General features: G+C 66.1%; 22 protein-coding genes and 2 tRNA genes. 20 read left to right on the plus strand and 4 right to left on the minus strand.

Going from position 1 to position 25,994, the window contains the following annotated elements; all coding sequences use genetic code 11:
• Positions 1–13: 13 nt before the first annotated feature.
• The gene (locus HF885_RS04955) at positions 14–955 is read right to left on the minus strand and encodes a trimeric intracellular cation channel family protein (protein WP_170103830.1); all 942 of its coding nucleotides are present in this window, start codon (positions 953–955) and stop codon (positions 14–16) included.
• 200 nt (positions 956–1,155) lie between these two features.
• On the opposite strand from HF885_RS04955, the gene HF885_RS04960 reads away from it, so the two are divergent.
• The 18 genes from HF885_RS04960 to purN all read left to right on the plus strand — a co-directional run bounded on the left by HF885_RS04960 (position 1,156) and on the right by purN (position 16,782).
• A tRNA-Ser gene (locus HF885_RS04960) sits at positions 1,156–1,246 on the plus strand.
• Positions 1,247–1,298: 52 nt separating this feature from the next.
• Positions 1,299–1,389 (plus strand) — tRNA-Ser (locus HF885_RS04965).
• A gap of 194 nt (positions 1,390–1,583) precedes the next feature.
• Complete coding sequence (locus tag HF885_RS04970) at positions 1,584–2,606, plus strand: DUF4013 domain-containing protein (RefSeq protein ID WP_170103831.1); 1,023 nt, start codon at positions 1,584–1,586, stop codon at positions 2,604–2,606.
• Between the two features lie 276 nt (positions 2,607–2,882).
• Positions 2,883–3,176, plus strand: a complete 294-nt coding sequence (gene rpsF, locus HF885_RS04975; RefSeq protein WP_170103832.1) for a 30S ribosomal protein S6 — start codon at positions 2,883–2,885, stop codon at positions 3,174–3,176.
• Positions 3,177–3,225: 49 nt separating this feature from the next.
• The gene (locus tag HF885_RS04980; protein ID WP_170103833.1) at positions 3,226–3,708 is read left to right on the plus strand and encodes a single-stranded DNA-binding protein; all 483 of its coding nucleotides are present in this window, start codon (positions 3,226–3,228) and stop codon (positions 3,706–3,708) included.
• Between the two features lie 54 nt (positions 3,709–3,762).
• Positions 3,763–4,035, plus strand: a complete 273-nt coding sequence (gene rpsR / locus HF885_RS04985; protein WP_090847281.1) for a 30S ribosomal protein S18 — start codon at positions 3,763–3,765, stop codon at positions 4,033–4,035.
• 172 nt (positions 4,036–4,207) lie between these two features.
• Positions 4,208–5,101, plus strand: a complete 894-nt coding sequence (locus HF885_RS04990) for a DUF2232 domain-containing protein (RefSeq protein WP_170103834.1) — start codon at positions 4,208–4,210, stop codon at positions 5,099–5,101.
• Positions 5,102–5,124: 23 nt separating this feature from the next.
• Positions 5,125–5,658, plus strand: a complete 534-nt coding sequence (rplI, locus tag HF885_RS04995) for a 50S ribosomal protein L9 (protein ID WP_170103835.1) — start codon at positions 5,125–5,127, stop codon at positions 5,656–5,658.
• Between the two features lie 493 nt (positions 5,659–6,151).
• Positions 6,152–7,546, plus strand: a complete 1,395-nt coding sequence (gene dnaB / locus HF885_RS05000) for a replicative DNA helicase (protein WP_170103836.1) — start codon at positions 6,152–6,154, stop codon at positions 7,544–7,546.
• Between the two features lie 142 nt (positions 7,547–7,688).
• On the plus strand, positions 7,689–8,969 hold the full coding sequence (locus HF885_RS05005) for an adenylosuccinate synthase (RefSeq protein WP_170103837.1): 1,281 nt from the start codon (positions 7,689–7,691) through the stop codon (positions 8,967–8,969).
• A gap of 6 nt (positions 8,970–8,975) precedes the next feature.
• A complete protein-coding gene (locus HF885_RS05010; protein ID WP_170103838.1) occupies positions 8,976–9,917 on the plus strand; it encodes a DegV family protein in 942 nt (313 codons plus the stop codon).
• 33 nt (positions 9,918–9,950) lie between these two features.
• A complete protein-coding gene (gene purD, locus HF885_RS05015) occupies positions 9,951–11,249 on the plus strand; it encodes a phosphoribosylamine--glycine ligase (protein WP_170103839.1) in 1,299 nt (432 codons plus the stop codon).
• Between the two features lie 223 nt (positions 11,250–11,472).
• Complete coding sequence (locus tag HF885_RS05020) at positions 11,473–12,150, plus strand: NUDIX domain-containing protein (RefSeq protein ID WP_235927327.1); 678 nt, start codon at positions 11,473–11,475, stop codon at positions 12,148–12,150.
• Between the two features lie 75 nt (positions 12,151–12,225).
• A complete protein-coding gene (locus HF885_RS05025) occupies positions 12,226–13,191 on the plus strand; it encodes a hypothetical protein (RefSeq protein WP_170103841.1) in 966 nt (321 codons plus the stop codon).
• Between the two features lie 97 nt (positions 13,192–13,288).
• The gene (gene purE / locus HF885_RS05030; protein WP_154541691.1) at positions 13,289–13,750 is read left to right on the plus strand and encodes a 5-(carboxyamino)imidazole ribonucleotide mutase; all 462 of its coding nucleotides are present in this window, start codon (positions 13,289–13,291) and stop codon (positions 13,748–13,750) included.
• Between the two features lie 149 nt (positions 13,751–13,899).
• Positions 13,900–14,919 (plus strand): class B sortase, encoded by a 1,020-nt coding sequence (locus HF885_RS05035; protein ID WP_170103842.1) that lies wholly within the window; start codon positions 13,900–13,902, stop codon positions 14,917–14,919.
• A gap of 160 nt (positions 14,920–15,079) precedes the next feature.
• On the plus strand, positions 15,080–16,150 hold the full coding sequence (gene purM, locus HF885_RS05040) for a phosphoribosylformylglycinamidine cyclo-ligase (RefSeq protein WP_170103843.1): 1,071 nt from the start codon (positions 15,080–15,082) through the stop codon (positions 16,148–16,150).
• Positions 16,147–16,782: a phosphoribosylglycinamide formyltransferase gene (gene purN, locus HF885_RS05045; RefSeq protein ID WP_170103844.1), complete on the plus strand. Its 636-nt coding sequence runs from the start codon at positions 16,147–16,149 to the stop codon at positions 16,780–16,782. The genes purM and purN overlap by 4 nt, the downstream gene beginning before the upstream one ends.
• An 81-nt stretch (positions 16,783–16,863) precedes the next feature.
• On the opposite strand, the gene HF885_RS05050 is transcribed toward purN, so the two are convergent.
• The 3 genes from HF885_RS05050 to rlmD all read right to left on the minus strand — a co-directional run bounded on the left by HF885_RS05050 (position 16,864) and on the right by rlmD (position 20,966).
• Positions 16,864–18,573, minus strand: a complete 1,710-nt coding sequence (locus HF885_RS05050; protein WP_170103845.1) for a hypothetical protein — start codon at positions 18,571–18,573, stop codon at positions 16,864–16,866.
• Between the two features lie 27 nt (positions 18,574–18,600).
• Entirely contained in the window at positions 18,601–19,599 is a 999-nt protein-coding gene (locus HF885_RS05055; RefSeq protein WP_170103846.1) for a PrsW family glutamic-type intramembrane protease, read from the minus strand.
• Positions 19,600–19,772: 173 nt separating this feature from the next.
• Entirely contained in the window at positions 19,773–20,966 is a 1,194-nt protein-coding gene (gene rlmD / locus HF885_RS05060; RefSeq protein WP_170103847.1) for a 23S rRNA (uracil(1939)-C(5))-methyltransferase RlmD, read from the minus strand.
• Positions 20,967–21,241: 275 nt separating this feature from the next.
• Here rlmD and HF885_RS05065 point away from each other — a divergent pair, with 275 nt between their 5' ends.
• Positions 21,242–24,052 (plus strand): immune inhibitor A domain-containing protein, encoded by a 2,811-nt coding sequence (locus HF885_RS05065; RefSeq protein WP_170103848.1) that lies wholly within the window; start codon positions 21,242–21,244, stop codon positions 24,050–24,052.
• A 303-nt stretch (positions 24,053–24,355) separates the two neighbouring features.
• Positions 24,356–25,831, plus strand: a complete 1,476-nt coding sequence (locus HF885_RS05070) for a radical SAM protein (RefSeq protein ID WP_170103849.1) — start codon at positions 24,356–24,358, stop codon at positions 25,829–25,831.
• Positions 25,832–25,994: the final 163 nt, after the last annotated feature.

Here is a 25,994-nt window from a genome sequence, read left to right on the forward strand (position 1 = left end):
TGATGGGGCCGCGCTAGGAGCGCTGCCGCTTGTTGCCGACGCTCTGCGGCGAGGGGGCGTACGGGGCCGCATCCTCGGAGACGTCGTCCTCGATCTCTATCCTGTCGATCACGCGCGTGCGGGGGGCGTGCGCCTGGCCGGGTTTGGGGCGCGCGTCGTCCGGGGAGGGCTGCTGCACGTAGGTTATCTGGTAGCCGTCGCGCCCCTCGAACTTGCGAAGGATGCGCCTGGAGTTCTCTCTTCCATCTTCCTGCGCGAGGTGGTAGATGACGCGAACCTTCTTCTTGACCACGGGCGCGAGGTCCACGTTTGCCGGGGAGAGTATGTTGAAGTGCAGCGACAGCCGGCGCATGAGGATGACGACGGAGACGCTGATGGCCGTGGCCCACTCGCCGGTGACGTTGGCGTGGATGACGAGCATGTAGAACGCGATGGAGCCCGCGACGGCGCAGATGGCATAGAAGTTGCTGCGCTGGAAGATGCGTGGCGTGTTGCCGAGGAAGATGTCGCGGAGCATGCCGCCGCCGACGCCGGTGACGGTGCCCATGAGCACGACGGCCCACGGGTTCATGTGGTACACGATCGCCTTGTCGGAGCCGGCGGCCACGAACAGGCCGACGGAGATGATGTCGACCCACTCGATGAGGTGCGGGAACCGCGTGAGCAGGCTGGGAAACAGGAAGCCGCCGCACCCGACGAGGACCGTCATGGGGATGGCATACGGCGAGTTGACCATGTAGACGTCGTTGTGCTGGATGATGAGGTCGCGGATGAGGCCGCCGCCCAGGCCGCCGAGCATGGCGAGCACGATGAAGCCCACGAGGTCGAGCTTGCGCTCCGTTGCGACGAGGACTCCGGAGACGGAGCCTACCGCCACGGCGGACGCGTCGAGCCATGCGGGGATGGCAACGGCGGTGACGTCTGGCCCAGAGGAGGATATGAGCTCGGGAATCACGTTCTTCTCCCTGCGTTGTTGGGTGCGTATCGATGCGAACTACGAATATAGCCGTTCTTGTGCGAGGGGGGTGCCGGCGCACCTTGCCGGGCGCTCGGGCGGCGCGGTCTGCCGCGCCTGGGTTCGTGGGCAAAAATTGTAGAAATAATGGGCTTCACACAAGGGGGCAAAGTAATGTATACTTGCTTCCGCGGTTTTGAGGAGAGTTGTCCGAGTGGCCGAAGGAGCACGATTGGAAATCGTGTATACGCCTAAAGCGTATCCTGGGTTCAAATCCCAGACTCTCCGCCAGAATAGTCCTGTGGCGCCTTCGGGCGCCACTTTTAGATAGCCAATACCCCACGGAGGGGTGGCAGAGTGGTTGAATGCGGCGGTCTCGAAAACCGTTTACCCGCTTCGCGGGTACGAGGGTTCGAATCCCTCCTCCTCCGCCATTAGATGCTTTACGGGTGGAACCTTGGTTCCGCCCGTTTTTTATTGAGCGCAAGAGTACCGCACGCTCTAGATCACATCTGCCTTGCGCGCATCTTGACAGTCGAGCGCGCCGTGCAAAGATGTAACGAGTCGTATGCGACAATCATTTGCAAGCGAGCCTCGCTGCCGGCCAGCAGGCCGAAAGGAGACCGATATGAGTGCTCAGAGGGAAGCGTACTACTCCAGGTCGTGGGCGCTGCTCACGCGCGACAAGGGCTGGTGGAAGGTGCTGCTGGTCGCGGGCATAGCGAACTTCGTGCCCATCGTTGGGCCCCTGGGCGTGTTTGGCTACGCGCTGGAGTGGGCGAGGCTCACGGCGTGGGGCGTGGACGCATCGCCCAAGCAGAAGGGCGTCCGCGTGGGCGAGTGCATCAAGAGCGGCTGGCGCGGCTTTGTGGCGTGCCTGGGCTGGCTCGCCGTGTGGGAGGCGATCTCGCTTATCCTTATGCGGCTGACTCATAACGACGACGTGATGAACCTGCTCGTGTCCATCGCCTCGCTCTTCGTGAACGTCATCCTGTGCGTCGTTGCGCTCCGTGCGGCCGTGTACCAGAGCTTCAAGGCGGGCTACCAGGCAAATCGCCTGTGGGACATGCTGAAGGCGGACTTTGGCGGCATCGCGAAGATCACGGGGATCACGACGCTGGCATCGCTTGTCATAGGCTTCGTGCTGAGCGTCGTTGGCCTCGTGGCGATGATGCCCTCCGTCGCCCACGTGATCGGCTTTGCGGTTTCGGCCGGCTCCTCCGCGGACTACCGCGCGTTCGTGAACGTGCTTGCGGACGCGATTGCCGGCATCTTCCCCCTGGTCATGTTCATGGCGTACCTCGCGAGCGTAGGTCAGGCCTTCGTCACGTTCATCCAGGTCACGGCCGTTGGGCTGTGGATGAGGAACTTCAACGTTCCTGCGTGGGGAGCGAGCGCAGACCCGCTCCCGGCCTCCGTCGCCACCCTTCCGCAGCCGCAGAACCCCGCAGACCCCGCGGAAGGCGACGCCTTCGTGCGGCAAGGCGCCTCCACTCCGGCTACCTCGCAGCAGCCTGCGCCCGCGGCGGGCGAGAAGAACGAGCCCGCGGGGCAGGAGGGCTCAGCCCAGAATACGGAAGGCGCAGGTGACGACGGCGTGAAAAGCCTGCCCGCCTCCGGCGACACGTACGATTCGCCCCGATTCTTGTAGAGTCCGTGTCGAGGCCTGGGTGAAGTGGCCTCGCGTTTCTCGTCTTCAGGCGTTTTACGTGCACATACGTATCCCCGGGCAGGTATCTGCAGCCCGGGGATATTTTTCTGCAAGCACCGCCTGCTACGCTTCTTGTGTGGGGAACGTATGGGGAGTCGCGTTTGAGGCGTGATGACGAAGAGTTTGGACGCATCTGTGTTACGATACCAAATCGACCTTTCCTGCTCCGGATGCACCTTCACTAACCGGAGCCGTTAGCCCAGAGGAGGTGACCACATGAAGGCTTATGAACTGCTGTATTTTGTCGATCCCGCGGCCACTGAGGAGGCTCGCGCCGGCGCCTCCAAGCGTATTGACGTCGCTGTCACCGAGAACGGCGGCAAGATCGACAACGTCGAGGACTGGGGCAAGCGCAAGCTCGCCTTTGAGATCGACAAGCTCACCGAGGGCGACTACACCCTCGTCGACTTCCACGCAGACCCCGCTCAGATCGCCGAGCTCGATCGCGTTCTCCGCATCAACGATGCGGTGAAGCGCCACATGATCGTGCGTCGCAACGACAGGGACTAGTTTTGGAAGTGTGGACGTGCGCGTCCACGGACGAGAGGCGTAAGCAAGCATGAGTATCAACAGGGTGAACATTTCCGGTAACCTCACTCGTGACCCGGAGCTGCGTTCGACCGCCGGCGGAACCCAGGTTCTTACCTTTGGCGTTGCCGTCAACGACCGTCGTCGCAACCCGCAGAGCGGCGAGTGGGAGGACGTTCCCAACTACATCGACTGCGTCGTGTTTGGCAACCGTGCCGAACCGCTCTCCCGTTTCCTCTCAAAGGGCATGAAGGTTGCCATCGAGGGCAAGCTTCGCTGGAGCTCCTGGGAGCGCGATGGGCAGAAGCGTAGCAAGATCGAGGTAATCGTTGATGAGGTCGAGTTCCTCTCGCCGAGGAACGGCGGCCAGCAGGGCGGTGGCTACCAGCAGAACAACGGCGGTAACTACCAGAACTACTCTGCTCCCGCACCCGCTCGTGCTCCCGAGCCCTCCCGTCCCCCCGTCCAGACCCCGCCCAGCGCGGACATCTACGACGAGGACATCCCGTTCTAGGATTCAAGAAGGCGGCCAGCGAAAGCACGGTCGTCGTAAGAAAGGCAAAAAGACATGGCTAAGCAAAGGCAAGTTGAACAGCGCCAGCCGCGTCGCAAGTATTGCCAGTTCTGCAAGGAGGACGTCGAGTTCATCGACTACAAGGACACGCAGCTCCTCCGCAAGTACATGACCGACCGTGGCAAGATCAAGCCCCGTCGCGTCACTGGCGCCTGCACGCAGCATCAGCACGACATCGCGGTCGCTATCAAGCGCGCCCGCGAGATGGCACTCCTGCCGTACACCGTCACCGTGGTTTCCAGCCGTGGTGGCCGCAACCGCGGCTAGGTAGCCTCTAGAGAAGGACGCAGCTCTTTTGAACGACACTTCCGAAAACGGTCGTCCGGTGGCTCCCGAGGGGTTTGACGGCTCCAAAGGCGCGCACGACGCCCGAGAAGTGGCGGAAGGACCGAGTTCCACCCAAGGTGGTCTCGCCTGGATTCTGGTCGGCGCGGCATGCATGCTCGTGGGAATCGATTTCGCGTGTGTGCTCGTTGCGTACGGAATCGGCCTTTCGGAATCGAACGGGAAAGGGGCCAGGCGGACGGCGTTTGTCGTTGCCTGCCTCGCCTCCATCCTCGTTTGCGTTCTGGTCGATCCCAAGCAGATACCCTATGTGCTCATCGGGTGTCTGACGGCCTGGGTCTTCTCTGCAGACGGTTCGGATGCAGAGGCCTCCACTGGCTGGAAGTGCTTTGCCGTCGCGGCGATAGCGCTTGCGATGGCAGGTACCGACGCGGTGTTCGCCTACCTGAACAACACGTCTCTTCCCGCCGCCATGGACGGCGCGATACGGACGTACGCGAGGGAGGCGGGACAGTCTGCGAGCGCGAACATGCGCGAGCAGCTGACCGCGGTGGTGGCGTTGGCCAAGACCTACTGGCCGATGGCGTTCCTGAGCAACGCCATCGTCGAGGCGCTCTGCTCTCACATTGGCGGGAGCCTCGCGGCAAGAAAGAGGAACGCGCGCACCAATCGCACGTTCTCCTTGTTTGACGTGCCGGCATGGGTCGCGGTGCTCTTCATCGTCGGGGTTGCGGCGAGCCTCCTAAGCTCGCAGCTGCCTGCCTGGTCCTCCCAGGTGAAGATGGTGGGGGAGAACGTCCTCACGGCAGCCAGGGTGGCCCTGTTCCTACAGGGCGCGGCCGTGGCGACGTGGTACACGAAGAAGGCTGGCTTCGGCCCCATAACGCAGGGACTGACGCTTGTTGCGGCGTTCTATCTTGAGGTGTCATTCTTGTTAGTGAGCGTTGTGGGATTGGTCGACGTAGTCGCGGCGAACTTCCGCGGCCTTCCGCGCAAGCGGGGGAATGCGCGGCCAAAGGATCCCAAAGTGAGCAAAGAGTCGGCCTAGGCCGACCAACAAAAGGAGTTCCCATGAAAGTCATCCTTCTGGGTGAGCTCAGGGGCAAGGGCGGCGAGGGCGACATCGTAGAGGTCGCTCAGGGCTATGCGGAGAACTATCTGTTCCCCCAGAAGATCGCTCAGCCTGCCACCCCGGGCAACATCAAGCAGCTTGAGGAGCGCCGCCACAACATCGAGAAGCGCGAGGAGAAGCGCATCGCCGATGCCAACGCGACGAAGGCCAAGCTCGACGACCAGACAATCGTGATCGACGCCAAGGTTGGCGAGAACAACCAGCTCTTCGGCGCCGTTACCGCAGCGCAGATCGCGGACGCCATCAAGGCCCAGCTCGGCGTCGAGGTCGACCGCAAGCGCATCGCGACCGGCGGTGCCATCAAGACCGCCGGCGCCCACGTCGTCGACGTCAACTTCTACCGCGAGATCGGCTCCAAGGTCACCGTCATGGTCGGCACCCCCGTCGAGGAGGAGCCTGCCGAGGAGCCCGAGGCCGAGAAGGCCGAGGACGCCGAGGCCACCGAGGCACCTGCCGAGGAGTCTGCGGAGTAGCGTTCCCGCACCCAGGCCCGATTGACGGCCCTAGCAGGGGATTTCAACAATACTTGCAGGTAGAGGGGTTGTCGTGAGAGCCTGGCCAGCACATACGTGCGCCATACGGGCCGCCCGAACATGCTTTCGTTCGGGCGGCCCTTTTCTCGCCGCGAGGGCATAACGCGCCGTCTACCTGCAGAAATGTCCTGTTTTCGCAGGTAGAGGGTGGTGTATGGGGAGCCAGGGCATTTCTCGCCCGGAGTCCCGCCTTGTGAGGAGAAATGTTGAAAACGCAAACCTCGAAAATTTCCCAAATTTGTTGAAAACTAAGAAAAGTGAAGAAAGGCCCGCTCGTGGCGCCTAGCTATCAACAAATTGGGTCGTAGCCCCCGATGGTGGCCGCAGACGGGCTTGACAAATCTCCGAAGGCTTCACTCAACCTCAATCTGCGGACGGACGGCTACGTTCTAGAATGAGTGGACCGTGGCAATCAGACGAGGAGCGCAGGGACATGTCCGACAACCAATACGACAACTACTCCGGCTCCGGAGGTCCGCTTCCGGGTGGGGGCGTGATGCCGCAGGACCTTGCCGCCGAGAAGAGCATCCTCTCGGCGATGCTGCTCTCCCAGGAGGTGCTGCAGGAGTGCCTCGTCGCGCTGAACGAGGACGACTTCTACCTCTACTCGCACAAGGCGATATTCCGCGCGATGAACGAGCTGTTCGACCGCGGCCAGGTGGTGGACCCCGTATCCCTTGCGGACCACCTCAGGAGCACGGGCAACCTGGACAAGGTCGGCGGGATGGCGTACATCCTCGACCTCAACACGAACTCGTTCTCGCTCGCGAGCTGGCAGCACCACGTCGAGATCCTGCACAGGGACGCGACGCTGCGCGCCATCATCGACGCCTCCTCCAAGATCACGGCGCTTGCGTTTGACGCGCCGGAGGACACGAAGGAGGTCGTGGACACCGCGGAGAACCTGCTCCTTGGAGTCACGAACCGCGAGATCGGCGACAGCTACTCCACGCTCACGGAGGTCATGGGCGACCTCTACACCGAGCTGGGCGAGATGTGCCAGAACCCGGACGGCACGCTGGGAGTCTCGACGGGCTACCCGGGAATCGACGCGTGCCTGCAGGGCCTGCGACCCGGGCAGATGGTCGTCATCGGCGCGCGACCCGGCGTAGGAAAGACGTCGTTCGCGCTGAACCTCGCCGTCAACGCGGCGGCCGCGGGCGCGAGCGTCGCGTTCTTCTCGCTCGAGATGAGCAAGACCGAGATCGCGCAGCGCCTGCTGTCCGCGCAGGCCAAGATCCCGCTTTCCGCCATCCGCGGCGCGAAGATAAAGGACGACCAGTGGGGCACCATCCTGGACGCGACCCGCGACCTTTCCCAGCTGGACATCCTGATCGACGACACGCCCGGCACGACGGTGACGGAGATCCGCGCGAAGGCGCGCCGCATGCTGAAGGACAAGCCCAAGGGCATGGTCATGGTCGACTACCTGCAGCTGCTCTCGCCGCCGTCCGGGGGCCACCGCGCGGACAGCCGTGCGACCGAGGTCTCGGAGATGTCGCGTGGCATCAAGATCATGGCGAAGGACCTCGAGGTGCCCGTCATCGCGCTGTCGCAGCTGAACCGTCAGGTAACGGACCGCAAGGGTCAGCGCCCGCAGCTGTCCGACCTGCGCGAGTCCGGCTCCATCGAGCAGGACGCCGACATCGTCATCCTGCTTGACCGCTCCATGACCGAGGAGGAGGCCGCGCGCGACGACCGCCCGGACATGAACGTGACGGAATTCATCATCGCGAAGAACCGCTCCGGCCCGCTGAACATCGTGCCGCTCATGTTCCTGCCCGGCTCCACCAAGTTCGTCGAGGTGGACACCAGGCACGGCGACTAGTGGCCCGGCCATCCGTAGAGATGCGTTGAGAGTCTCAAACATAGGTAACGAGAAGAACGGGAAGTCCTTCTCGTGGCCTATACTGAGACTGCCGGCGCCACGGCGCCGCGACACGTGAACATGACCCGACAGGGAGGATGCAATGCCTGCAACAGTTCTGGTTGGCACACAGTGGGGCGATGAGGGCAAGGGTAAGGTCACGGACCTTATCTCCGGCGACTACGACGTCGTCTGCCGCTACGCCGGCGGCGCGAACGCCGGCCACACAGTCATCGCGAACGGGCACAAGCTCGCCCTGCACCAGGTTCCCTCCGGCGTGATGTACAAGGGCACCTATCCCGTCATCGGCAACGGCTGCATCGTCGACCCGGAGGTCCTGCTCGGCGAGGTCGACGTGCTCGAGGGCCAGGGCATCTCGTGCGCAGACCTCAAGATCTCCGGCAACGCGCACATCGTGATGCCGTACCACAAGGACCTGGACGGCGCGCACGAGAAGAAGCTCGGCAAGAACCTCATCGGCACCACGAAGCGCGGCGTAGGCCCCTGCTACATGGACAAGATGAACCGCACCGGCCTTCGCATCCAGGACATGCTGGACGAGAAGATCTTCCGCGAGAAGCTGGACGCGGCCCTTGCGTACACCAACCCCATCCTCGAGAAGGTCTACGACCTCCCGACCTACACGGTCGACCAGATCTGCGAGTCGTACCTGCCGTTTGCCGAGCGCATCCGCCCGTACATCGTGGAGAGCTCGCTCTTCCTGAACGAGCAGCTCGAGGCCGGCAAGAACATCCTGTTCGAGGGCGCGCAGGCCACCATGCTCGACATCGACCACGGCACCTACCCGTTCGTCACCTCCTCCAACTGCACCGCGGGCGGCGCGGTCACGGGGTCCGGCGTCGGCCCCACCCAGATCAAGCGCGTGCTGGGCGTCGCGAAGGCGTACCTCACCCGCGTGGGCTCCGGCCCGTTCCCGACGGAGCTGTTTGACGAGGTGGGCGACAAGCTGGGCGAGGTCGGCCACGAGTATGGCGTGACCACCGGCCGTAAGCGCCGCTGCGGATGGTACGACGGCGTCGTCGTGAACTACGCCGCCCGCGTCAACGGCCTCACGGACCTCGCGATCACGAAGCTGGACGTCCTGGGCTGCCTGGACGAGATCAAGGTCTGCGTCGCGTACGAGTGCGACGGCAAGCGCTACACCACCGTGCCGGAGCACCAGAGCGTCTTCTATCACGCGAAGCCCGTGTACGAGACCCTCCCCGGCTGGAAGTGCGACATCTCCGGCGTTCGCAACTTCTACCAGCTCCCGCGCGAGGCGAAGGACTACGTCGACTTCCTCGAGCAGCTCGCGGGCGTGCGCGTCTCCATCATCACCGTCGGCCCCGATCGCGACCAGACGATCGACCGCTACTGGAAGTAGGCCAGCGTGACCGCCAGCACTTCCAACAGAAAGTTCGCGATAGTGTGCGATAGCGCGTGCGACCTCCCCCTCTCCACGCTGGAGAGGGCGGGGGTCGCCCTCGTACCGCTCATCGTGCGCATGGGGCACGAGCAGTACCGCGACTGCCTCGACATCGACACCCCCACGTTCTACCGCGAGTACACCAAGCACCGCGGCCAGATCAACACCTACTCGCCGTCCGAGGTCGACTTCCTGACCGTGTACCAGGCCCTTGCGGAGCAGGGGTGCGAGCACATCGTCTCGCTGCACGTCTCGTCCCAGATGAGGGACGTGTGCGAGGTCGCGCGCAGCGCCGTCTCGAAGGTGCAGGGCGCGCGCGTCACGGTGATCGACACCCACGCGGCCTCGGCGGAGTACGCGCTCGTGTTCGCGCGGCTCGTGCTGGACAGGAACGCCGGTATGGACTCCTACGAGGCCGTGGAGCGCGCGCAGGCGTTGTCCGCGGCGTCGCGCATGCTCATGGTCCCCACGGCGGACGCCAATCCGTCAAACGGCATCGGCCACAAGCGCGGCGGCATACTCGGCCACATGAGCCAGCTGCAGCGCCGCGCGCTCGGCGTGCGCGGCCTCGTCAAGATCACGCCCGACGGCCAAGCGGAGGAGATCACCACCTCCTCTGACACGGCGCGTCTCGCGGGCGTGCTCGCGCGCACGCTCAGCCGCTACTCCGCAAAGGTCGGGCCCATCACGTACGCCGAGGTCTACTCCGGCGACCCCAAGGTCCTGCAGAAGCTCGAGAAGCCGCTCGACACGAACGAGTTCGAGTCCGCCTGCGCCACGCGTCTCAGGGCCAACCCCTCCACCTGCGCCCAGATCGGCGTCGGCGCCGTGGGAATCGCCTATGCGCCCGCATCGCTCATCACCGCCGAGGAGGCATCCTCGATCCTTCAGGCACGTCAGGCCTAAGGCCACATTCACGTCTAGCCCAAGGAGGGCACCATGGCTTCACAAGACCACAAGGTAGACATCCTGCTCCTAGGTTCCGGCGGGCGCGAGCACGCCATGCTGGTCAAGCTCGCCCAGTCCCCGCGCGCCGGGAGGCTGTTCGTGGCGCCGGGCAACGGCGGCATGTACCAGCTCGCCCAGAAGGTGGACGTGGACCAGAACGATCCTGCCGCGGTCGCGCGCTTCGCCCGCGAGAACGGCATCGGCCTCGTGGTGATAGGCCCGGAGGCGCCGCTCGTCGCAGGCGTGGCCGACGCCGTGCGTGCGGAGGGCATCCCCGTCTTCGGTCCCAGCGGCAAGGCCGCGCAGATGGAGGGCTCGAAGAAGTTCGCCAAGGACGTCATGGAGCGCGCCGGCGTCCCCACGGCCAGGTACGAGTCGTTCACGGACGAGGCCGCGTGCGCGGAGTACGTGCGCAAGGTCGGCGGCCCCATCGTCATCAAGGCCGATGGCCTCGCCGCCGGCAAGGGCGTCATCGTCGCCCAGACCACCGAGGAGGCCCTCGACGGCGTCCACGAGTGCTTCAACGCGTTTGGCGACGCGGGCTCCCTCGTCGTCGTCGAGGAGATGCTCGAGGGTCCGGAGTGCTCGCTTCTGGCCCTCACGGACGGCAAGACCGTCGTGCCCCTCGCGACCTCCCAGGACCACAAGCGCGCGCTCGACGGCGACCGCGGCCTCAACACGGGAGGCATGGGCGTGTACTCCCCGGTGCCCATCCTGCTGCCCGGCGAGCTTGAGCAGATGGTCCAGATAGAGGAGAAGGTCGTGGCGGAGCTTGCCCGCGAGGACAACCCCTACAGCGGCTGCCTGTACGGCGGCTTCATGCTCACGAAGGACGGCCCGAAGGTCCTCGAGTTCAACGCCCGCTTCGGCGACCCCGAGACCCAGGTCGTGCTGCCCCGCATGAAGGGCGACCTCGTCGAGTGCTTCCTCGCGTGCGACGACGGCACCCTCAGCCCCGACATGGTCTCGTGGGACGACGACTGGGCCGTCTCCGTCGTGCTCACGAGCGCCGGCTACCCCGGCTCCTACGAGAAGGGCAAGCTCATCTGCGGCATCGACGACGCAAACGCCATGGACGGCGTGACCGTCTACCATGCGGGCACCAAGCTCGGCGAGGACGGCGCCGTGTACACTAACGGCGGCCGCGTGCTCGACGTCACGGCCGTGGCCCCCACGTTCGAGGACGCCCGCAACAAGGCGTACGAGGCGTGCGACAAGATCTTCTTCGAGGGCAAGACGTACCGCCACGACATCGGCATCAAGGCGATCAAGGGCCGCGCGAACCTGTAGCGCGCGCCTGGGTACCATGAGCGTGTAGGCCAGCAGTCGCGGCGCCGCGTGGTGCCGCGACTTTTTATCCGGGAGGCAACGCATGTCCAAAGACGAGAAGAATGAGGGCTCTGACGAGGTAGACGTCACGCTGGACGAGGACGACGACGCGCTTCTGGGCGAGGAGCACCTGGTGGCGCTCGACGACGGCACGGCCGGCGCCCTTGACCACGCGATATCGAGCATGGCCGAGGGGGTGGACGCCCTGACGTACGACGGCGACAGGAGCAGGCACGACCACCACTCCGGCGCGCCGGAGCGCAGGCACCTGGTCCTGGGCGACGACGACCCGCGCGACGCGGACCTGAGCGAGCACGTGCTTGCGGAGGACGTGGTGTTCAAGGGGCGCGTGTTCAACATCGACCGCCTGCGCGTGCGGCTGCCGGACGGCGCGGAGGCAGACCGCGACGTCGTGCGCCATCCCGGCGCCGTCGCGATCGTCGCCCTCACGGACGACGGGCGCATCTGCCTCGTGCGGCAGTACCGCTCCGCGCTCGGCCGCGTCACGGTCGAGATTCCCGCCGGCAAGCTCAACCCCGGCGAGGACCCGCTGGACTGCGCGGAGCGCGAGCTTGCGGAGGAGACGGGCATGCGCGCCCAGAAGATGGCGTTTCTCACCACGATCGCCACGGCGGCGGGGTTCGCGGACGAGCTCATCCACATCTACATGGCGACGGGCCTGACGCTGGCGGAGTCGAGCCCGGACGCGGACGAGTTCATAAACGTCGACCTCGTGGACCTGTCGGAGCTGGTGGACGCCGTGCTCGACGGCAGGATCGAGGATGCGAAGACCGTGGTGGGCGCGCTCATATGTGATGCGGTTGCGCACCGGCTGTCCCCGCAGGGCGCGGACGCGCGGTAGCAATATACTTAACGGGATTGATTGTAACGGGACCGATTGACGGGGCGGGCGTGGCCCGCGGCAGGAAGAGGCTTCATGGCAAAGTTGGGGGGAAAGGCTCGCAGGCGGGGCACCCTTGACGCCGCAGACGCGGAGAAGCTCTTCTCGACCGTGGACGAGACGGGCCACACCAACGAGGAGACCGCGGCGCGCCAGCGCAAGATGCGCAGCCAGGGGCGCCATGGCGTCGACGTGGACCCGCTTTCAGACAAGGACCCCTCCGGCTCGAACGTGGGCGAGGTCATGACCCGCACCACGACCATCTTCCTCGTGGTGTTCTTCCTGGCCGTCGTCACGCTGCAGGTCTCCTGCGGCGTGGTGCGGCGCGTCAGCACGCGCAGCCTTGGCAACGACGCCAGCATCTCGAGCGTCGTCGCCGCGATGAGCAACGGCGTGGAGTGGGGCAACGGCTACACGCAGTTTCCGGAGGACTTCTCGGTGCAGGAGGCGGACGAGAACTCCCACCGCATCGAGGTGACCGTGACGGACACGAGTTCGTCCGACGTGCTGGGCGTGTTCTCGACCTCGCAGATCCAGGCGGCCGCGCTCGCGACGAACGCCCTCATGAACCCGGACATCAACACCGTCATCTACAACGTGAACGTCCACGTCAGCAAGGCGGGCAAGATCCAGACGTCCAGGTTCTTTGGCTACCTCAAGCCCACGGGCGAGCAGAAGACCCTCATGACGTTCATCTGGACCAAGACGTCGACCGCGCAGGGCGTGCGCTTCAACTGCTCCATCACGGGCGTGGACTCCGCGACGGAGAAGCAGCTGCGCAAGTCCATCACGAACGGCGTGCTCGACCAGGTGTTTGGCCCGAGCGCGGACGACAAGTCCTCAAGCGGCGGGGACGGCGACTCCGGCGGCATACTGGGCGTGCTGACCTCCGGTGCCGACGGCAAGTCCACGGGGGACGCCCCCACCACGGACGACGCCTCGAGCGCAACGGGCGAGAAGGGCGCCTCCGGTGCGGCGACGGGCACGGGCGCTGGAAACTGACGCTGCCGAACCTATACTGTCTGTAGCGACCGTCGGCGCGGGAGCCGGCTGGCGGACGCCTTCCGAAGAGACGAACACGAGACCTTGGAGGTCAAGCATGGCAGAGCAGCCTGTCGTCGGAATCATCATGGGTTCCAAGTCGGACATGCCGGCAATGGAGGCGTGCACGAAGGAGCTGGACGAGCTGGGCGTTCCCTACGAGCTGGTCATCGCGTCCGCGCACCGCGCGCCCGCGAAGGTGCACGAGTGGGCCTCGACTGCGGCAGACCGCGGCATCAAGGTGATCATCGCGGCGGCGGGCAAGGCCGCGCACCTGGGCGGCGTCGTCGCGGCGTACACGCCGCTGCCCATCGTGGGCGTGCCCATGAAGACCTCCGACCTCGGCGGCATGGACTCCCTGCTGTCCATGGTGCAGATGCCGTCCGGCGTGCCCGTGGCGTGCGTCGCCATTGGCGGCGCCAAGAACGCGGCCATCTATGCGACCCAGATCCTGGGCGCGACCATGCCGGAGTACCGCGAGAAGATTGTGGAGCTGAAGAGGCAGATGGCCGAGGCCTAGGCAACGCGAAAGCCGTGCAGCGCGAGGCGCCCGTTTGTGGGCGCCTCGCGTCGTTTGTGGCCGAGCCCGGTCCAAACGTGCAAGAATGGTGCGTTGGAAACGAAGGCGGCGGTGCCTGGCGCCCCGCCGAGACCTTGGTAGGAGTGACGATGGGAAAGCACACGCGAGCTCAAGGGCCCGAGGGCACGGCGCAGGCGCCTGCCGCGGCGCCGGCGATGGAGCACGGCGCCGTGGGCTTCGAGCCGCTGACGCCCACGCGGGGCGCCGCGACGGCCGCCCGCGACGGGCACACCGCCAAGGCCGTCGCCCGCGACGGGCATGGGGCGGCCGGCGACCAGGGCCGCCCAAGGCGCAAGCGCGGACTGCGCAACGTCCTAAGCACCATCTTCCTGGTGGTTGGCATAGCCCTTCTCGCCACGGCAGGATACCTGTACTTCCACGCGCAGAGCGAGTACAGCCACACCCGGCAGAGCAACGAGAAGCTCCAGAAGGTCGCCAACGTCCAGGTGAGCGAGGACAACGGCGCGCCGAAGATAGACTTTGCTGCGCTGGAGGCCGTGAACGACGACATCGTGGGCTGGGTGGACGTCGTGGGGACGAGCATGAGCTTCCCCGTGTACCAGGGCAAGACGAACAACACGTACCTGCGCACGTCCGCGACGGGCGAGTACAGCGTGGGCGGCCAGGTGTTCCTGGACTGCAAGAACACGAAGCCGGGCATGGTGGACGCCCAGTCGCTGATCTACGGGCACCACCTGAACGACGGGCAGATGTTCGCGCCGCTGGACGACCTCAAGAAGCAGGAGAACTTCGACAAGGTGAAGACGGTCTGGTACGTGGACCGCAACAACAAGGCGTGGGAGCTCGAGCCGCTGCTGCTGTACATCATCAAGAGCGACTACGACGACGACCTGCGCACGTTCACGTTTGCCTCGAACGACGACTTCCACGCATACCTGAACAAGACGCTCGCAAAGGCGGTCGCGAAGCGCTCGGACGCGCAGCAGATCATAGGTGGCACGAGCCACGTGCTCACGCTCGTGACGTGCAACTACGACTTTGGCCACGGCCGCGCCGTCATGCTGTGCGTGCCAAAGAGCGAGGCCGCGGCGGCGACGGGCGCGTCTGCGCAGGACGCTTCGGCCTCCGGCACAACGGACGGGGCCTAAGGGGGCGGACGTGCCGTCTGCCTGCGGGCGCGTCGCGTAAACAATGTGCGCGTAAAGCGCCGCGCACGCGGCGCCGCCGTTGGAACTTGATAGACTTGAGACATACGCTGCAGCCGGTGCGCGGGGCCAGCGCCCTGCGCAACACACGGAGGAGAAGAGCATGGAGACTCAGCCCAAGCACATTACCTACGCCGACGCCGGCGTGGACGTAGACGAGGGCGCACGTGCGGTGGACGCCATCAAGGCGGCCGTGAAGGAGACGAACCGTCCGGAGGTCATTGGCGGCCTGGGCGGGTTTGGCTCGTGCTTCAGCATGAGGGGCTTCAAGGACATGGAGGACCCCGTGCTCGTATCCGGCACCGACGGCGTGGGCACGAAGCTCGCGATCGCCCAGCTGCTGGACCGCCACGAGACCGTGGGCGAGGACCTGGTGGCCATGTGCGTGGACGACGTGGTGCCCATCGGCGCGGAGCCGCTGTTCTTCCTGGACTACGTCGCGATCGGCAAGCTGCGCGCCGAGCACGTGGCCAAGATCGTGAAGGGCATCGCGAACGGCTGCAAGAAGTCCGGCTGCGCCCTTGTGGGCGGCGAGATGGCCGAGCACCCCGGCGTGATGGACCCCGACGACTACGACCTGGCCGGCTTTGTGGTGGGCGTGGTCGACCGCCCGAAGATGATAGGGCCGCACCTGGTGCACGAGGGCGACGTGATCCTGGGCCTGCCGAGCTCCGGCATCCACTCCAACGGCTACAGCCTGGTGCGTAAGGTCGCCATCGAGGGCAAGACGGTCGAGGAGCTCGAGACTCCGCTGCCCGAGCTGGGCGGCGAGTCCCTTGCCGACGCCGTGATGCGCCCGACCACGATCTATGCGGGCGGCCTTGTGGCCGCGCTGAAGGCCGGCGCCCCCATCCACGCGATGGCGCACATCACGGGCGGCGGCATCACCGAGAACCTGAACCGCGCACTGCCGGCGGACGTGGACGCCGTGGTGGACCGCGGCGGCGCCGACGGTCCCGCGTGGGACGTGCCGCCCATCATCGACTACTGCGTGAAGGCCGCCGGCCTCACCCCGGACGAGGCGTACAAGACGTTCAACATGGGCGTGGGCATGAGCATCATCTGCGACCCCAACGACGTGGACGAGGTGTGCGAGGACCTGGTGGCGCAGGGCTTCGCGCCGTTCGTGATGGGCGAGTGCGTGAAGGGAGAGGGCAAGGTGACCTACCGATGAGCCAGGAGCGCAGGTCCATACGGCTGGGCGTCCTCATCAGCGGCAGCGGCACGAACCTCCAGGCCATAATCGACAGGATCGCCGCAGGCACGCTCGACGCCGAGGTCGCGATCGTCATCTCTTCTCGCCCCAGCGCGTACGGACTGAAGCGCGCGGAGGCCGCGGGCATCCAGACCATGACCCTGAGCAAGGAGGTGTACGCCGACCCGATCACGGCGGACGAGGTGATTGCCTCCACGCTGGTGCGCGAGAAGGTCGACTACGTGATCATGGCGGGCTACATGCGCATGGTGCACGCGCCGATTCTGCGCACGTTCGAGAACCGCGTGGTGAACCTGCACCCGGCGCTGCTGCCCAGCTTCAAGGGGGCGCACGCCATCCAGGACGCGTTCGACTACGGCGTGAAGGTCACGGGCGTGACCGTGCACTTCGCGGACGACAAGTACGACTGCGGCCCCATCATCGCGCAGCGCGCGCTGCCCGTGCAGGAGGGCTGGGACGTGGACACGCTCGAGGCCCACATCCACGAGATCGAGCACGAGCTGTACCCCGATACCATCCAGCTTCTGGCAGAGGGCCGCGTGCACGTGGAGGGCAACAAGGTCGTGGTCGACCCGTCGGCGGGCGCATAGCGAGGCGCGTCAGGCCGGCGCGCGCTGCACACGCCCAGCGCGTGCAGACAGACGAAAGGCAGATGCGAGAGCAGGGCGTCCCTACCAGGACGTCCTGTTTTCGTCCGTGACGGCAAGCGTCTGGTGGTCCACCAGGTAGAAGCCCACGAGCTCCGCATCGCCTTCGCCGTTGGGATACGTGCGCTCCAGCACGAGTTCCTGCGCCGTGCCGGAAGGCTGCTCGGACTCGCCGTTGTCTTTCAGCACGTACTCGACCACGACGACCTTGCCGCCCGCGGTCTGGTCCTGCGTGCCCAGACTTGCATATGCATGGCCCTTTGCGTCGAAGGAGAGCGCGGGCTTGCTTGTGCCGGGCACGACGCCCCTCTTTTGCAGATACCTTGCGACCGCGCGCATCTGGTCTTCGAGCGCAGACGAGATGGCGGATTCTGACGTGTCAGTATCGGACGTGACGGCCGAGCTTCCCGCGGACCCCGTCGCGGACGTCGAGCTATCGGTCGTGCCAGAGCCGGAGTCGCCGCCGTTTGCAATCGTCTCGCGCCATGCCTTCGCGTCATACACCTGTGCCGGCGACCACTCTTGCATCACAAAGGGGTCGCGCGTGCGCCAATACGTGGTGAGGCGGCTCGAACCATAGCTTTCCTCCGTGTCGATCGCGAAGTAGTCGTACGGACGCCCATCGGCAGAATCAAGTCGCACGCCGCGCACGATGACGCGCTCCGTCCCATCCGTTGCGAAGAGCGTCCCGATCGCGACAACAAGCGCAAGGCACGTGACAGCCACGACCACAAGGCACGAGCCCACGACTTGCGCGACCTTGCGCCCGCGCGTTTGCGGCGCATCCCGGCGCGTGCGCCACCGGGCGAGAAGAACGACGCCCACGATTGCGAGCGCCACGATGGACGACGAGGTCAGCAGGCCAGCGACCGTCTGGTATCCCACGTGCAGGCGCCAGCTGCCCGTGGCGTCGACCCCGGTGACGACGCCCGCGAAGAAGAGGCAGTGTGCCAGCATGACGGAGAGTGCGACCACCAGAAGCGGCTTGCGGCGGCGTGGCTGCAGCGCCCTTGCACAGGCATCGTGCAGGGTCGCGTCCTCGGGCGCGCGGCCGTCAGCCGTGGATTGCGCCCAGCCAAGGACCGCGTCTTCGGGCGGGAAGTCCGCGTCCTTCTCGCCTGCGATTCCTGCGTAGCGGATTGCCGCGTCACGGGCGTCTTCTTGCAGCTGTATTGCCGTGACGGTCTGCAGCAGGTACAGGAGCTTCAGGCGGTCTGGGTTCAGATGGGAGGTGTCTACGCGCAAGAGGGCGTCGCCGGCAAGATGGGGTTGCCCCCTGAGGATGTCTAGCCGCGCAAGAGCGAGCAGGAAACGCGGCGTGGTGCTTGCGGAGCGGCGCCCCCTGCGGAACGCGCGCAGCACGTAGTCGTGGCGCGCGTCTGGCGCAAGGCGAAGCGACGCGCGACCAAACGCCGCGCCGGCGGCATACTCGAGGCCGCGCCCGAGGATGAGCGCGGCAAGCGTGACGCACAGGACGGCTATGATTGCGGCACCAAGCGAGGTGGCTGACAGCCACGTGTTCGCGCACCACGCGAGCCCGGCAAACGCGAGCGCTGCCGCCGCGACACGCAGCAGGGCGAGCGTGGCAAGGGCACCGTCCGCAAGCCTGCGACCGCGGGGCTCGTACGGGTAGTCGCGCGGGAGGGGAGTGCCAAGGTCGTAGGGGCTTGCGGTTGCGCGTGCGCCGCTTGCGGCTGCCTTGCGCGCATCTTCCCGTGCGTCGCCACCTCGCATGACAGAACCTCCCGCCCCTTGTGCCGGCTACAGGCCCCGTGGGGGCTGCGGCGCCAAGCCCGCGTCCTTCTCGCCCGGCGCGGCGTCCTCGCGGGCGTCTTGCGAGCCGGGCGTGCCGTGGGCCGCGTGCCGCTTGCGCCGCTTGGGGCACGGTGCGGAAAGGCGGCGCCCACCGTCAAACGTGATGTCGCCCCAAGCATACAGGAACGGGATGGCCGCGATAAGGCAGATGAGCGCCTCGAACAGGGCTCCTGCGTCGCTGAGGGGCGTGTCCCACGCGGCGTGGCTCAGCAGCGGGGCGAGCACGAGCAGAAGCCCGCGCAGGCGTCGGCGCTGGCAGAAGAACAGCCAGACGGCGACGGCCGCGAGCGCCGTGTACGTCCAGTGCGAGACGAGCGCGCCCGAGACGCGGTCTCCGAGCGTGACCGCGACCGCGGTCTCGTACCCGTGGTGCGCCGAGGCAACCTGGTCCACTATGTAGCCCAGGTCCTCGTTGAGCTGGAAGCCCATGCCCACGCACATGCCGCCCACGAGCCAGTCGCGGCCTCCGTGGCGTCCGGCAAGGCCCAGCACCGCCAGCACGGTGAGGAGCTTGAGCGTCTCTTCCACCAGCGGCGCCTCGACGGCATCGCCCCACGTGCTGACGAAGGCCTTGGACGTGGCCGCGCGCAGCAGCACGTCGGCGGCGTCGTTGAGCTCGCCGGCGATCCAGCCGGGGATGAAGAGTCCGCTTGCGAACGCCAGCACCACAAGCCAGCGCGGTACGCCCGCGCGCATGCGCGTGTAGCGCACGAACACAAAGAACGGCACCAGGTACAGAAGAAGGAGCGAGAAGCACAGGAGCATGGTCTGGTAGTGCTCCGCGAGCTGCGACGCGTGGTGGATGGTTCCGCGGTCCATGTCGCCGAACATGGCGAGCGGTCCTATGAGGAACAGGAACACGAACGCCGTCAGCCCCACCCACCAGCGGCGCCTGTGGTAGCCAAACGGGTTGCGACTGAGCGTCGCGTTGCTTTCTGGTGCCATGAGAATGCCTCTTTACGTACGAACCGCCAAATATCGGCCCCGGGGACGGGGCCGAAGAAAGGCTGGCACTTTGCGGGGGCATGGGCAATGCCCGCGCGGCAAATCGTCGCAATAATGATGAAATCGCCACGCCGGGCCTAGCGGCTGGCGCGTGCCTGCCGCGCGCGGCGCTGCTAGCGCCGAACGAGCGTGATGACGCTTTCCACGTGCTTCGTGTGCGGGAACATGTCCACGGGCACCGCGGACTCCATCGCATAGCCGTGCTGGCGGAGAAGTGCGAGGTCCCGTGCCTGCGTCTTCACGTTGCAGCTGACGTAGACCACGCGGCTGGGAGCGAGGTGCGCCACGCCCGCCAGGAACTCCGGCGTGGAGCCCGCGCGCGGCGGGTCCATCACCACAACGTCGAACCCGGCGTCGCGACCCTCGCGCGCGACGCCCTCCATGTAGGCCGTGGCGTCCGCGCGCACAAACTCGCAGCTGTCTGCCAGGCCGTTCGCCCTCGCGTTGCCGCGCGCCATCCGCACGGCGCCCGCCACCTGCTCTACACCCACTACGCGCACGTTAGCGCCGGCTGCCTGCGCCTGCGACGCCGCGCAGATGCCGATGGTGCCGCACCCGCAGTACGCGTCCAGCACTCGCATGCCACCGCTCAGCCGCGCGCCGTCTATGGCCAGCTGGTACAGGACCTCCGTCTGGCGGGGGTTCGTCTGATAGAAGCTCGTGGGCCCAATGCGGAACGTGCAGCCCAAAAGCGCGTCCTCCATGGTGCCGGGACCCATGAGCGTGCGGCACTCGCGTCCCAGGATCGCGTTGGTGCGGCGCTGGTTCACGTTCAGCACGATGGACGTGACCTCTGGGTGCAGCTGCGCCATGCGGCGCACGAACTCTTCCTCGCGCGGCAGGCGCTGCCCGTTTGCCACCACGGTCAGCAGCACGTCGTCCGTGGCGTACCCGCAGCGCACGACGGCGTGGCGCAGCGTGCCGCGCCCGCGGTCCTCCTGGTACGGGCGTATGCCCAGCTCCTGCGCCACGCGCGCAACGTCCTCCAGGATGCCGCGCGCCCTGGGGTCCTCCACCAGGCAGCTGCCGCACGCCACGATGCGGTGCGTGCCCGCGCTATAGAATCCAGAGCGCACGCGCCCGCCCTTGCCGGGCGCGAACGGCGTCGCCGCCTTGTGGCGGTACGCTACGGGCTCGTCCATCCCGCGGATGGCCGCCACGCGGCACCCGTCCTCGCGCGCCATGCCGCCCAGCAGCCCCTCCACCAGCTCCTGCTTGCGCCGCAGCTGGATGGGGTACGGAACGGCAAGCCACTCGCAGCCGCCGCACGACTTTGCGATGGGGCAGGTGTAGGTCTTGTAGCCCATGTAACCTCGCGAACGTACGTGGTCCTTGCGGGCGCGTGCCCGCGTTCTTCTCTGCAATTGTAGCGGCGCGCCGGGTTAGGGGGCCGCGGCCTTGCCCCGGATGTGTGCGGGCCGTGCGCCGCCGCCATCGCACCGCTTAGGAACGTTTTGGGGCATCTTAAGGTCGCGTTTGGTAACCTGCAGGCCAACTATTGGATAATTCCACCATCTAACCTGGACTCTAGAGGTTCCGGTACGCGGCCGCGGGCGTGCGGCCCATTTGCAAAGGAGGAGTGATGACCGAAGGATGTGAGGAGGGCGTCGCACCACGAAGCCGCGTCATGCGCGCGGCGGTGGGCGCGGCGCTGGGCCTTGCGCTCGCGCTGGGCTCGGCGGCACCTGCGCTCGCGATACCCGCGTACAACCAGCCGGTGAGGGTCGCGCAGCCCGATGGGTCCACCGCGAGCATCACGACGCACGGGGACGAGTGGTTCCACTACGCCACGAACTCCGCCGGCGTGGTGGTGCAGCGGGACCCGGACAGCGGCACGTGGCGTCAGGTGGTGGGCTCCGGCTCCGGCCTTGCGCTTGGGTCTGACGCGCAGGCCGCCGCGGACGCCGGCGCAATCGACGCAGACGCACTTTCCGGTGACGCGGCCCGTGCGGCGTACTACCAGCTGGGCGGCCACACCTACTCTGGCAAGACCGGAAGCGACGCGACGGCGTCCCAGCCCATCACGGTTTCGGACGTCCGGAAGACTCAGGGCACGACTGCCCCGACCGCGCCGAAGAAGCTGATGAGAAGCGCCGCCCCCAAGGCGAGCACCTCGCTTCCGCTCCTGACCATCGTGGTGGGCTTCAAGGACGAGCCCTACCGCGACGACTACGACTGGAACAAGACGTTCTTCACGGGCGAGTACAGCGTGTCGTCCCTGTACGCCACCTCCTCCGAGGGCAAGTTCACCTGGCGTCCGGCGGAGGAGTCCAGCGCCTACGGCAACGGCGGCAACACGAACTCCGCCGACAGGGCGAACGACGGCGTGGTTCACGTGACGCTAGACCGCGACTACGGCAACCCCGACCCGTTCACCCCGGGCGACGCGGACTACATCGCGGACATGCAGGAGGCCGTGAAGGCTGCGGCCCAGTACGTGGACTTCTCGCAGTACGACACTGACGGGGACGGAAAGGTCGAGGCGAATGAGCTTGGCCTGGGCGTCGTGTTCGCCGGCTACGAGGCCGCGACGAGCTCCATCCCCGAAGGCCACCACGGCATATGGTCGCACCAGTACTCCTTTACGGAGGAGACGGGCGCCCCGTATGAGGTGACCTGCGCAAACGGCAAGACGGTGGGCGTGGACCGCTACATCGTGCAGTCCGAGAGCGAGTCGATGGCGGCGGGAGAGGAGCACCAGAGCGGCATTGGAGCCCTTGGCCACGAGCTCGGCCACTTCCTGGGCATGCCGGACCTCTACTCCACGACGTATGACAGTGGCGCGTGGGACAACTATTCCACCATGTACCTCTCCATCATGGACTACGGCTCGTACGGCAAGACCACGAGCGGCGAGTACCGCCCGACGTTCTTCGACCCGTACGACCGCTACCTGCTGGGATACGTCACTCCCGAGGAGATCACGAAGAGCGGTACCTACACGGCGACGTCCGAGACCGACCCGGCGGGCTACAAGTGCTACATCATCCACGTGAGCGACGACGAGTACTACCTGATCGAGAACCGCCAGTACGCGTCGTTCGACGCCGGCATGGAGCCCATGTACATGAATGGCGACAACACGATCAAGAACCCGACCGGCGGCATCGTGGTGTGGCACGTTGACAACGGCATCGCGACGAAGTGCGGGTATCCCGGCATGACAGGCGTCGAGGCCGGCCTTGCCAACACGGTGAACGTGAAGACGCACCGCCCCGGCGTCATGGAGAACTACTTCGAGTGGTCCGCGGGCTCGCCGAACCTGTACGCGCCGTTCCTGAACGCGACGGAGCACGCGGCGTACGGCGCGAGCAAGCTCTCGCTCTACAAGGGGTCCGACGACCCCGCCGCGAAGACGGACACCGGCATCAGCGTATATTCCACCGACGAGGGCTCGACCTCGATGAAGTTCGTGGTCAGCTTTCCGATGTCCATCACGAAGCAGCCGGTGGGCGCCGAGTACAAGGTGGGCGACGCGGCAACGCCGCTTTCCGTCGAGGTGGCGAATGCGACCGGCAGCGTGACCTTCAAGTGGGAGAAGTCCACGGACGGCAAGACCTGGGCTGGCGCCCGTCCCGCGGCGAAGGCTCGTGACGCTGCCGACGGCGCCACGCTGGTGCCCGACACGTCCCATGCCGGCACGACCCAGTACAGGGTCACCGTCACCGACGAGGGTGGCCACACCCTGACGTCCGATGCGGCGACGGTGAAGGTGACGTCGAGCCTTGAGGTGGTTGCCCCGAAAGACGTCACCTACGACGGCAAGGAGCAGCGTCAGCCCGTGACCGTGAAGGATGCGAAGACGGGCGACGTGCTTGCGGAGGGCACTGACTACACGCTTGCGTATGGCGGCGACCTGACGAACGCTGGCCAGGTGACCGTGACCGCGACTGGCAAGGGCAACTACGAGGGCGACGCAACGGCGTCCTACCAGATAAAGAAGGCTCCGCTTACGGTGAGGACCGAGTCTGCCACCACGACGCGCAACGGCAAGGTCCTGACGGCGAAGGGCACGATATCCGGCCTCGTGAACGGAGAGAGTGCGACCCTGAATGTGACGGGCGGCCAGAAGGAGGTCGGCACCTCCCAGAACACCGCGACGGTCGTGTGGGACGGCACGGCAAAGGAGTCCAACTACGACGTGACGTATGACATGGGCACGCTCACGGTGAGAAGTGCCGACGAGCCGGCACCGAGCGCCTCTGGCAAGACGCCGTCCGCGCCTGCGGGCAGGGCCACGTCCGTGGTGAGCAGGGCGGCGAGTGCCGTGCGTTCCGTGCTGCCGAAGACCGGCGACGCCAACAGCGCCGCGATGCCTGCGGCGCTTGGCACGCTTGGCGCGCTGGCCGTGGCGCTGGGCCTCGCGCGTCGCCATCGCGAGCGCAGGGGGTAGGCGCGACATACGCGTCGCCGGAGGCTCGCGCCTGACGCGGAACATGCGCGAGTAGCGGGGAGGGCTGCCTAGGCGACCCTCCCCGCACCCGTATGGCGCGAAGGGAACCGCGGGCGCGCCGCGGGGGAGCGCCCGTGATTTTCTCGCCCGCGCGATTTGTGGTGGCTGAGGCAACATTTGTTGCCAATCGTGCGTGTGTGTACGTTGCATGGCGATTTGGGTAGTAGTAAGCTAGGCAAAGTTTTTGAATGGGAGTCGAAAACTGGGGCAGTGCCCGGGACTCCCGAAGGAGAGGAAGTGCCTATGCAGTCCAAGATCGCGCACGCTGCGGAGCGCAAGGCCTTCAGCGTGGTGCTCGACAAGATCATTGCGAGTGCCTCCGGCGAAGACCGCGAGAAGAACATCGACCACCTGATCGACATGGCGGAGAAGCTCCTGAAGGACACCTCGCCCGGCGCCATCCGCGGCCTGAGAAAGGGCCTGCGTCCCGGCTCCAAGTGGGAGAAGTTCCTGTTCAGCGTGATTGACGAGACCGACCCCCACGTGCTGAAGACCGCGATTCTTAACGGCGGCTACGAGGCGGCGTTCCGTGGCCTGCGCAACACCACCGCCAACGCGGACAAGTACCAGTGCAACGTGCCCTGGATCATCCTGTTTGACCCGACGAGCGCGTGCAACAAGCACTGCGTGGGCTGCTGGGCCGCCGACTACGGCAACCGCCTGAACCTGACGTATGACGAGATGGACAGCCTGGTGAGCCAGGCCGAGGACCTGGGCACCCACCTGTTCATGCTCACGGGCGGCGAGCCGCTGGTGCGCAAGGAGGACGTGCTGAAGCTGGCCGAGAAGCACAGCACCAGCCTGTTCAACATCTTCACGAACGCGTCACTGGTGGACGACGCCTTCTGCGAGAGGGTGCAGAAGCTGGGCAACATCGTGTTCAGCGTGTCGCTGGAGTCCTACGAGCCGAGCGTGAACGACGGCCGCCGCGGCGACGGATCGTTCCAGGAGGTCATGGACGCGTTCGACCGCATGCACAAGTACGGACTGCTGTACGGCACCTCCACGTGCTACACGCGCGCGAACACCGAGCGCGTGAGCTCTGACGAGTTCTTCAAGCTCCTCATCGACAAGGGCTGCCGCTACGCCTGGTACTTCCACTACATGCCCGTGGGCGAGGGCGCGAACGCGGACCTCATGCCCACCGTCGAGCAGCGCGAGTACATGTTCAACCGCATCCGCTGGGTGCGCTCCGTGGGCGACGAGGGCTACCCGATCTTCGCGATGGACTTCCAGAACGACGGCGAGTTCGTGGGTGGCTGCATCGCCGGCGGCCGCGTGTACTGCCACGTGAACGCCCGCGGCGACGTGGAGCCGTGCGTCTTCATCCACTACTCCAACGCGAACTTCAAGGAGAACGGCAACTGGCTCGAGTGCCTGCACCAGCCGATCTTCCAGGCATACCGCGCGCACTACCCCTGGAACGACAACCTGCTGGAGCCGTGCCCCATGCTCGAGAACTCCGGCCTGCTGACGCAGATCGTGGACGAGGCGGACGCGAAGTGCACGGAGTACGTGACGCCGGAGTCCGCGGCAGACGTGTGCGCTCGCACGAAGCCGTATGCGGAGGCATGGGCGCCGAAGGCCGAGGAGCTGTGGCTGAACATGTATCCCGACGGCAAGAAGCACTACGAGGACGCCATGTCCCAGGAGAAGATCTCGGTCAAGGCCAAGGTCATCGCCGAGGAGGACGCCCAGAACGAGGCCGTCGTCGACTAGCGACGCGCCTGCCTTAGGCGTGCCGGCATGAACCCCGGGGGCATCCCCAGGGGAGAAGAGCAACGCACGGGACCCGGTGCCAGACATGGCGCCGGGTCCTTCTCGTCTGGACGCCCTTGGGCGGCGCCGGCCGTGCGCGGCGTTACGCGCGGTGTGCGGCGAT

This window comes from Parafannyhessea umbonata, from assembly GCF_012844235.1.
GTDB lineage: Bacteria > Actinomycetota > Coriobacteriia > Coriobacteriales > Atopobiaceae > Parafannyhessea.